This window comes from Sphingobium lactosutens (assembly GCF_013393185.1).
In the GTDB taxonomy this organism is placed as follows: domain Bacteria; phylum Pseudomonadota; class Alphaproteobacteria; order Sphingomonadales; family Sphingomonadaceae; genus Sphingobium; species Sphingobium lactosutens_A.
Map to the genome: position 1 here is coordinate 190,585 of NZ_QJQX01000051.1, position 9,520 is coordinate 200,104.

9 protein-coding genes and 1 pseudogene are annotated in these 9,520 nt (G+C 61.5%); 6 read left to right on the forward strand and 4 right to left on the reverse strand.

Annotated features, from left to right (window positions below; genetic code table 11):
* From DM806_RS12050 to DM806_RS12075, 6 genes and pseudogenes are all read left to right on the forward strand, one after another.
* Positions 1–447 (forward strand): Spy/CpxP family protein refolding chaperone, encoded by a 447-nt coding sequence (locus DM806_RS12050; protein WP_179043434.1) that lies wholly within the window; start codon positions 1–3, stop codon positions 445–447.
* Position 448: 1 nt separating this feature from the next.
* Positions 449–1,006: an RNA polymerase sigma factor gene (locus DM806_RS12055; protein WP_179043435.1), complete on the forward strand. Its 558-nt coding sequence runs from the start codon at positions 449–451 to the stop codon at positions 1,004–1,006.
* Positions 1,007–1,030: 24 nt separating this feature from the next.
* Positions 1,031–2,443 (forward strand): annotated as a pseudogene (locus tag DM806_RS12060) (copper resistance system multicopper oxidase); the annotation flags it as partial.
* A 173-nt stretch (positions 2,444–2,616) separates the two neighbouring features.
* The gene (locus DM806_RS12065; RefSeq protein WP_179043436.1) at positions 2,617–3,819 is read left to right on the forward strand and encodes a tyrosine-type recombinase/integrase; all 1,203 of its coding nucleotides are present in this window, start codon (positions 2,617–2,619) and stop codon (positions 3,817–3,819) included.
* Positions 3,820–3,920: 101 nt separating this feature from the next.
* Positions 3,921–5,690, forward strand: a complete 1,770-nt coding sequence (locus DM806_RS12070) for a copper resistance system multicopper oxidase (protein ID WP_179043453.1) — start codon at positions 3,921–3,923, stop codon at positions 5,688–5,690.
* Positions 5,690–6,601, forward strand: a complete 912-nt coding sequence (locus DM806_RS12075; protein ID WP_179043437.1) for a copper resistance protein B — start codon at positions 5,690–5,692, stop codon at positions 6,599–6,601. The genes DM806_RS12070 and DM806_RS12075 overlap by 1 nt, the downstream gene beginning before the upstream one ends.
* 150 nt (positions 6,602–6,751) lie before the next feature.
* On the opposite strand, the gene DM806_RS12080 is transcribed toward DM806_RS12075, so the two are convergent.
* From DM806_RS12080 to tnpA, 4 genes are all read right to left on the reverse strand, one after another.
* Positions 6,752–6,997, reverse strand: a complete 246-nt coding sequence (locus tag DM806_RS12080) for a hypothetical protein (RefSeq protein WP_019052496.1) — start codon at positions 6,995–6,997, stop codon at positions 6,752–6,754.
* A gap of 17 nt (positions 6,998–7,014) precedes the next feature.
* Positions 7,015–8,679 (reverse strand): IS66 family transposase, encoded by a 1,665-nt coding sequence (gene tnpC, locus DM806_RS12085; protein ID WP_179041790.1) that lies wholly within the window; start codon positions 8,677–8,679, stop codon positions 7,015–7,017.
* Positions 8,680–8,750: 71 nt separating this feature from the next.
* Complete coding sequence (gene tnpB / locus DM806_RS12090; RefSeq protein ID WP_019052498.1) at positions 8,751–9,092, reverse strand: IS66 family insertion sequence element accessory protein TnpB; 342 nt, start codon at positions 9,090–9,092, stop codon at positions 8,751–8,753.
* Positions 9,089–9,436 (reverse strand): IS66-like element accessory protein TnpA, encoded by a 348-nt coding sequence (gene tnpA / locus DM806_RS12095; protein ID WP_062788688.1) that lies wholly within the window; start codon positions 9,434–9,436, stop codon positions 9,089–9,091. The genes tnpB and tnpA overlap by 4 nt, the downstream gene beginning before the upstream one ends.
* Between the last annotated feature and the right edge of the window lie 84 nt (positions 9,437–9,520).

Genomic DNA, 9,520 nt, shown 5'->3' on the forward strand with positions numbered 1-9,520 from the left:
ATGACCGCCCGCCGCTATATTCTCGTCGCGCTGGTCGCCTTTGCCGCCTCGCTGGCGGCGGTATTCATCGCCCGCATCTGGATCGCCCCCGAACCGCGCGTCGAAAGCGAGGTTCATGCCCTGCTGCATCAGCGCCTCACGCTCGACGCCGCGCAGGAAAAGCGCATTCATGAGCTGGAGGCCGCCTTCGCCACCCGTCGTGAAGCGCTGGAGGCGGAAATGCGCGCCGACAATCAAAGGCTGGCCGACGCCATCGCCGCCGAACATGGCTATGGCCCCAAGGTCGGGGAGGCGGTCGACCGGTCGCACCATGTGATGGGCCAGCTTCAGAAGGAAACGCTCCAGCATATCTTCGCGATGCGCGCCGTGCTCCGCCCCGATCAGGCGGCGCAGTTCGACGCCGCCATCGTCAAGGCGCTCACCCAGCCGGCCCAGATAAACCGGTAAGGTGAGCGAAGCGCACCCCGACGATCGCGCGCTCGCCGCCCGCGCACTGGCGGGGCAGCAATCGGCCTATGGCGCGCTGATGCAGCGGCATCGCGACGCCGTCTACCGGATCGTGCGCGGCCATGTCGGCGACGGCGACGAGGCGCTCGATATCACGCAGGAGACGTTCGTCGCCGCCTTCGCTGCGCTCGCCCGCTATGATGGCGCGCGGCCCTTTCGCGTCTGGATCGCGCGGATCGCGCTCAACAAGTGCCGCGACTGGGCGCGCCGCCGCGCCGTCCGCCGCTTCTTCGCCTTCGCCAAACCGATCGACGAAGCGCTCGACGTCGCCGACCATGGCGCTACGCCGGAGGAAGGGCTCCATTCGCAGCGCGAACTTGCCCGCATCAGCGCCGCCATCGCGTCGCTGCCCGCGACCCTCAAGGATGTGCTGCTGCTCCGCACGATTGAGCAGATGAGCCAGACCGACGCCGCCCAGGTGCTGGGCGTCACCGAAAAGGCGGTCGAAACCCGCCTCTACCGCGCCCGCGCGAAACTCACGGAAATTTTGAGGGATTAGAGTCCCGCCCGCGTATGAAGGGGCATGAGCCAATTGTCCCTTGATCGCCGCACCCTGTTCAAGAGCGCCGCCGCCCTGACGCTGGCGGGCGCCTGCCCCGCCTGGGCGCGCAGCGGCGCCCCCGGCCTGCGCCCCGCGCCCGGCGTCCTCTCCGGAGACACGATCGCGCTGACCGTGGGCGAAAGCCACTTCGGCACTGGCGGTCGGTCGGCCCATGCCATCACCATCAACGGCACCGTTCCCGCCCCACTCATTCGACTGAAGGAAGGGCAGAGCGTCCGCCTCGCCGTTACCAACAGTCTGAAAGAGGATACGTCGATCCACTGGCACGGCCTGATCGTCCCCTTCCAGATGGACGGCGTGCCGGGCGTCAGCTTCCCCGGCATCCGGCCGGGCGAAACCTTCACCTATGAATTTCCGATCCGCCAGTCGGGCACTTACTGGTATCACAGCCATTCGGGCATGCAGGAGGCGATGGGCCATTATGGGCCGATCGTCATCGACCCCGCCGGTCCCGATCCGGTCCAGTCCGACCGCGAGCATGTGATCGTGCTGGCCGACTGGTCGCCGGTCCATCCCCATATGCTGCTGAAGCGCCTCAAGCAGATGGGTGGCTATCATAATTTCCAGCGCCAGACGCTCGCCGGCCTGCTCGCGGGCAAGGACCAGAAGCTCAAGGACCGGATGGACTGGGGTGCGATGCGGATGGACCCGACCGATATTTCGGACGTGACCGGCTCCACCTACAGCTTCCTCATCAACGGCCATGGCACGCCGGAAAACTGGACCGGCCTCTTCGCGCCCGGCGAGCGGGTGCGGCTGCGCATCGTCAATGCGTCGGCCATGACCAATTTCAACGTCCGCCTGCCCGGCCTGCCGATGACCGTGGTCCAGTGCGACGGCCAGCATGTCCAGCCGGTCGAAACGGACGAGTTCCAGATCGGCATCGCCGAAACCTATGACCTGATCGTCCAGCCGACCGAAGCGAAGCCCTATGGCCTCATTGCTGAAGCCATCGATCGCTCCGGGCAAGTCCGCGCCACGCTCGCGCCGCAGATCGGCATGGTCGCGCCCATTCCCGACCTGCGCCAGCGCCCGCTCCTCACCATGAAGGATATGGGCATGGACATGTCGGGCATGGACATGGGGCAGGGGGGCGTGATCGACCTCAGCCAGCCCGCCAATGACAGCATGTCCGGCCATAGCATGAAGATGCTCGACCCCTCGGTCGCGCCCAATGTGCCGATGGGGCCGGGGGTCGCGACCCTTTCCTCCATGCCCGCCGATCGCACCGCCGACCGGCCGACGGGCCTTGAGGAGGTCGACCATCGCGTCCTCACCTATGCCGACCTGCGCGCGCTGGAACCGAACGAGGATATCCGCACGCCGACCCGCACGCTCGACATCCACCTCACCGCCAATATGGAACGCTACATCTAATTTCGCTGTACCATCGGCTCCGCTAGAGTGCGATGAAGTACGATAAATGTCTATTTTTCAGATGTTTGAAAAAGCTTACAATACTCTGGCCTTGGAACAAATTCGCTCGAGTTTGATGCGGCATGGCTCCCATGTGGCTCCCAGACATGAGCGCTTTCGGAGGTCCGAAAATGCCCATATTGAAGTTGACCAAGCGAGCCTTAGAAGCGGCTGAAGCCAAATCCAAGGCGTATGAACTACGGGACACCGAGGTCGTCGGTCTCCTGTGCAAGGTTTCGCCTGCCGGCCGTAAAACCTTTATGCTGCAGTATCGAAATTACGAGGGCGTCAAGCGAAAGCCCGCGCTTGGGCTGTTTGGCGATCTAACCGTCGAGCAAGCTAGGACAATAGCCCAGAAATGGCTTGCTGAAGTGCGTGAGGGGGGAGACCCTTCGCGTGCTCGGGCTGAAAGGCGCGCCAGCATGACAGTCCGAGAATTCGAGGAAGTATTCTATCAACGCTGGACATTGGTGCGTAACAAAAAGAGTAGTCAGAAATTACACAGATATATGTTCAAGAAATATATCACTAAGAAGATAGAGTATTATAAAATCGAGTCCATTAGTAAGAAGGACATAAAAGAATTTGTAGATGATCTTAGATTTGCTCCCGGCATGGCTTACATATCTTTAGGAATCTTAAGTTCCATGTTTAAGCGGGCGGAGGAGTGGGGTTATCGAGCCGAGGATACGAACCCCTGTAAGGGCGTCACCACGCTCGCAAAAAAGAAGCGACCTAGACTTATCCGTCAAGATGAAATGGCTCGATTGATGGACTATCTCGAATTGCCGGAAGGCGAGGGCGGGGGGAGATCGGCATATACCTTGGCTATGCGACTTCAGTTTGCCTTTGCAGCGCGGGTGTCTGAAATTCTCCAGCTACGCTGGGCATGGGTAGATTTTGAGAAGCGCAGGATCGATTGGCCTGATAGTAAGACCGGCCCAATTTGGAAGCCCATATCGAAAGAGGCGCGGGTGCTGCTTCAACTCGCAGCCGCCGCCGCTGGTGACTCCCCCTTTGTCATACCGAATCCAAAAGACCCAAACCGCCCGGCGCTGTACGCGGCGTACCATCGTGCATGGCGAAAGGCGTTAGCAGTGTCCGGGATAGAGCATGTCGGCACTCATGGCATTCGTCACCGCGCCGCGACGGATATCGCAAATTCGGGAGTGCCGCTCAAGGTGGGCATGGCGTTGACCGCGCATCGCCGCGTTGAAGTGTTTATGGGGTATGTTCATATCGAGGAGCCAATGCTGTACGATGCGGCCGATCAGGTTGCTGAAAGCCGAATGGCCAAATTGGAGGCTGCCAGGTCTATTGGGAGCGGGGTGTGACTGGTTCGGCGTGCCAACCGCAATCTCAAATTCTTGCTGCAATCAAAAAATTGTCATGCAGTAATGAGGGATAAGTTCGACAGCTGCGTATCCCAGCGATGATGCCGAATGACAACATCGCTCGCTCTCTGCTTCAGCGCAGGCGTTTCCTGGCTCTTGGCGGCGCTCTCGCCGGGAGCCTTGGGGTGGGCGGTCTGTTTCCAGCGTGGGCGCGAAGCGGTACCTCGGGAATAGTTCATGCCAGCACCGGTTCCGGTGTTCTGACAGGCAACTCCATAGCGCTTCAGATCGATGAGAGTCATTTCTCGACGGGTGGTCGGTCAGGCCATGCGGTGACAGTTAACGGTACTCTGCCCGCACCGTTGCTGCGTCTACGCGAAGGCGAGACCGTACGGATTGCCGTGACCAACCGCCTAAAAGAGCAGACCTCGATACACTGGCACGGGTTGCTGGTGCCATTCCAGATGGATGGGGTGCCGGGTATCAGCTTCCCCGGCATCGATCCAGGTGAGACGTTTGTCTACGAGTTCCCGCTCACTCATGCGGGCACGTTCTGGTATCACTCGCATTCCGGTATGCAGGAGGCGGAAGGGCTATTCGGCCCGATCGTGATTGATCCTGCCAGACCCGATGAAATCGCCTGCGATCGCGAGCATGTTCTGGTCCTTTCAGACTGGAGTCCGATCCATCCGCACGAGCAGATGCGGCGCCTGAAGATGATGGGCGGCTACTTCAACCGCCAGCGCCAGACGCTCACGGGGTTGTTAGCAGGCAAGGACCAGTCGCTGGCCGATCGTCTCGCCTGGGGTCAGATGCGCATGGATGCGACCGACATTTCGGACGTGACCGGGTCGACCTACAGCTTCCTTATTAACGGTCACGGTAATAAGGAAAACTGGACCGGGCTGTTCGCACCGGGTGAGAAAGTGCGTCTGCGCGTCATCAATGCCTCGTCGATGACCAACTTCAACTTCCGCATCCCCGGGCTACCGCTGATGGTGGTGGCAGCGGACGGCAATCACGTGCAACCGGTCGAGACCGATGAGGTGCAGATCGCGATTGCCGAGACTTACGACTTCATCGTCCAGCCCGGTGCCGCAGAAAGCTATGGCGTTATCGCCGAGGCTATCGACCGCTCCGGGCTCGTGCGCGCGACACTGGCTCAGCGTCCTGGACTCGTTGGTGAAACGCCGGAACTGCGTGCGCGTCCGGTCCTCACTATGCGCGACATGGGAATGGACATGGACGGCATGGACATGGGCGAGGGCGGCGTGATCGACCTCAACAAGCCCGCCAACAGTTCAATGAGTGGCCACTCGATGTCGATGCGCGATCCTTCCGTGGCGCCGGGCGTGAAGATGGGGCCGGGCGTCGCCACGCTTTCGCCGATGCCCGTGGACCGGCTTGCCGACCGCCCGACTGGGCTGGAGAGTGTCGACCACCGAGTGCTGACTTATGCGGACTTGCGCTCGCGAGACGCCAATCCAGATGTGCGCGTACCTGGCCGTCAGATCGACGTGCATCTGACCGCGGCGATGGAGCGGTATATGTGGAGTATGGACGGCAAGGCGATGTCGGAAAACCCGTCACCAATCCCTTTCCGTCTAGGCGAGCGCGTGCGCGTCAATCTCATCAATGACACGATGATGCCGCACCCAATTCATATCCATGGCCACTTCTTCGAGCTGGTTAGCGGCGAGCCCGGCAACCGCGCTCGCAAGCACACTGTCAATGTGCTGCCGGGTGGGAAGGCCTCGTTTGATATCACCGCCGATGCTGAGGGCGATTGGGCGTTCCATTGTCACATGCTGCTGCATATGCACGCTGGGATGATGCGCGTCGTCACAGTGCGGCGGGAGGGCGAAGGCTGATGGCTCGGATCTTTCCGATCCTCACCTCGCTGTTGCTTGCTGGTTCTCCACTTGCCGCGGAGGCTCAGGCGTTTGACCCGACGCAGCATCGAGCCGACGAGCATGTCAGTTCGGATCATGGCGCCGTGGATCATTCGCAGATGGACATGCCTGCAAGCACCGATAGCGATAAGCCCGGCGATGCCCCGCCCCCGCCGGTGCCGACGGACTTTCCTGCTGAACGTTTTTTCGCGCCTGATCGCATGGCCGATTCGCGCGCGGCGATGCTGAAGGAGATGACGTTTAACACCTTTGCACTTCAAGTGGACCAGTTGGAATTTCGCACTGGCAAGAGCGGTGATGGTTTCGGCTGGGAGGGCCGGGCCTGGTACGGCGGTGATATCGACCGGATTGTACTCGCCAGCGAGGGAGAGGGTACGTTCGGCGAGAGGGCCGAGCGCATTGAACTCAATGCCTATTGGCGACACGCCCTGGATCCGTGGTTCAACTTACAACTCGGCATGCGACAGGATTTCCGTCCCGATCCGCAGCGTACCTATGCACTGGTCGGTATCGAGGGGCTGGCGCCTTACTGGTTCGAGTTGCAAGGCCAGTTGCTTGTCTCGAACAAGGGCGACATTCATGCGCGGGGCAAGGCCGGCTACACGCAGCGTATTACTCAGTCGCTGGTGATTGAGCCCGAGGCTGAGCTGGATTTCGCGTTTCAAGACGTGCCGGCGCTGAACATTGGGGCGGGCTTTGAGCGCCTCGAGATGGGTGTACGCCTTCGTTACGAGCGTAACCGATCGCTGGCGCCCTATGTGGGCGTCAATTGGGAACGTAAACTTGGTGGAACCGCAGATCTTGCGCGCGCTGCTGGCGAGGGTGTGTCCGGTGTATCTGCAGTCTTCGGCGTGCGCGCGATGTTCTGATTTGCCATAGGTTGCAAGATTGGAAACGTGGGCAAGACGCCACTCGTCAGACGACTACTTCGGCGTTAACTTCGCGCATCGACGGAACACAGATCGTACGCATCCGGTGAGGACCGCGGCTACTGACGGTTTGCTGGGGGATTTGGCATCTTACTTGCCGAGGAAGGCCTCGACGCCTTCTTGAGCGAGCACATCGCGGAATGCAGCATCGGCATCGCGGTCGGTGGGGAATAGATTGTCCCAGACCGTCGAGGTGCCGTGCTCGTTGACGACCTCGAGGGACCAGCCACGTTCGGTGGCGAGCCGCACGATGTTGATGGTCAGCCGTACGCCCGCCTGTTCGATGGACCGGCAGAGAGAGGATTCAATCAGTTCGGGTTGCGGGTCAAATTCCATGCCGTGATGCTATGAGATCACGGCTCCAGCTTCAACGCTGTTGGTTTCCAATTCCATGGGAGCAGATCGCCAAGCCGATTAGCCGGATGACCGGCGATGCGGGCAAGGACGTCGGCGAGCCAAGCCTGGGGATCGAGGTCGTTGAGGCGACAGCTTTGAATGAGTGAAAACATGATGGCGGCGCGCTGACCGCCGCGATCGGAGCCGCAAAATAGCCATGCTTTCCGCCCGAGTGGCACACAGCGTAGCGCCCGTTCCGCTGCGTTGTTCGTGAGGCATACCCTGCCATCGACGAGGAAGCGGGTGAAGGAGTCCCAGCGCCGAAGCATATAGTTGATAGCCTTGGCGAGATCATGGTTACGCGACAGCTTGGCGAGTTGGGCGTTCAACCAGTCGTGCAGTTCGGCGATCAGTGGCGCGCTCAACTCCTGACGGGCGGCAAGCCGCTCCGCTGGTGTCTTGCCGTTGATACCGCGCTCAACGTCGAACAGGGCGTCCAGCTTCTGCACCGCCTCCAGCGCAATCGGATAGATCGGGCCAGTCCGCTCGCCGCGGCTCTTCTTGCGCGCAGCGCCCTCGACGTCAGCAAGTTCGAAGAACTTCCTGCGCGCGTGAGCAAAGCATCCTGCCTCCAGGATGAGACCAGGCTGGCGGTTGGGAGCGTACAGCTCAAAATAGCCCGCATAGGCATCAGCCTGCAGAATCCCGGACCAGGACGCGAGGTGCGCCTGGGGATGTTCCCCGCGCCGGTCGCGCGAATAATAGAAAACCACCGCCGGCGGATCGGCGCCGCCGAACGGGCGGTCATCCCGGACATAATCCCATAATCTACCGGTATCGGTCTTGCCCTTGGCCATGACCGGCACGGTGGTATCGTCGCCATGCACGCGCTCGGCGGCAAAGACATGGGCCTCGATCAGCCGAAAGATGGGCATCAAGGCGAAGGACGCCGCACCAACCTGATCGGCAAGCGTGGAGACGCTCAGCGGCACGCCTTCGCGAGCGAAGCGCTCCGCCTGGCGGTTGAGCGGCTGGTGCTGCCCATACTTCTCGAACAGCAGCATGGCGAGGAAGCTTGGCCCTGCCCAGCCACGCGGCACGACATGGAATGGCGCGGGCGGCTGCGTGATCTTCTCGCAGTCACGGCAGGAGAATTTCTCGCGTACGGTCTGGATGACCTTCCAGGCACGCGGGATTACCTCCAGCGTCTCGGTTACATCCTCGCCCAGCTTCGACAGGCGCATGCCGCCACAGGCCGGACAGGAACAGGGCGCCGGAACGACGACGCGGTCGCGGGGCAAATGGACGGGGAACGGTTTTTTAACTGGCCTCTTGCGCTCAAAGGCGGTGACGTTCGTCGCCTTTGTCGCGGCGGCCTCGGCGGCCAGATCATCTTCGGCGGCGTCGGCCTCCAAATCTTCGAGCTCAAACTCCATCTGCGCAAGAAGCCGGCGGGTGCGTTCGGCGCTGGGGCCGTACTGCTCGCGCCTGAGCTTGGCGATCTGCAACTTGTAGTGCGAGATCAACGCCTCGGTGGCGCTCTCCCGGGCACGGGCATTGGCCAGTTCGGCTTCAGCGCTCGTGGCCCGCTGTTCGGCTTCATCGGCGCGCTGCGCACTGAGCCGTACCAACGCCTTGAGCGCTTCGATATCGTCAGGCAGGGGCGAAACGGCGGCGTCCACAACTTGGATGGAATCATAGAAAACCTCCCGGATGAAGCGGAAAATGCAGCCTCCGCCGAGAAAATCTGCGCCTATCCTGCGCTCTGTGGGCGCCAGCTATATTGCGGGTTCCGCCAGTCCACTCCGTCGAGCAGGCAGGCCAGCTGTGAGCTCGTCAGCGACACCACGCCGTCCTTCGCGGCGGGCCAAATGAACTTCCCTCGTTCCAATCGCTTCGAATATAACGACATCCCGAGGCCGTCGTGCCAGATTATCTTCACAAGCGCCCCGCTGCGCCCGCGAAAGACCCAAAGATCGCCGGCAAATGGGTCTCGCGAGAAGCTCTGCTGCACCATTGCTGCCAAGCTCTGCATGCCGCGCCGCATATCTGTGTGGCCCATCGCAATCCACACCCGCGCGCCAGCTGGGATCATCGCAGGGCCTTGAGCGCTGCCGACACCAAGGCAGCTGGTGCCGACGCAGATATGCTCACGCGCCCTTTGCCACCCAGATCCACGATGATCACCGGCATTGCGGCCTGGTGCGCATTCTGCTGTTCGCCATCGTCAACCACCGCCTCGGCGAACTCCGTCAGGGCGGGCGGCTGCCGCAGCTTGTTGCGCCACGTGTAAATGCGCGCCGTGGAAATATCGTGCCGACGCGCCACAGCCAAAACGCTGGCCCCAGGCGCAAAGGCTTCTGCCAAAATCTGGAGCCGTTCCTCGTCGCTCCAGCGCCGCCGCCGTTCCGGCCCGGTCATCACCGTGATCTGCCGCATCCACTGCTCCTAAGCGTGCTCTCGAGAGCGTTCTTAAGAGCAGGCCCCTACCTCACGACAAGGCGCGTCTCGCCGGATGCATAC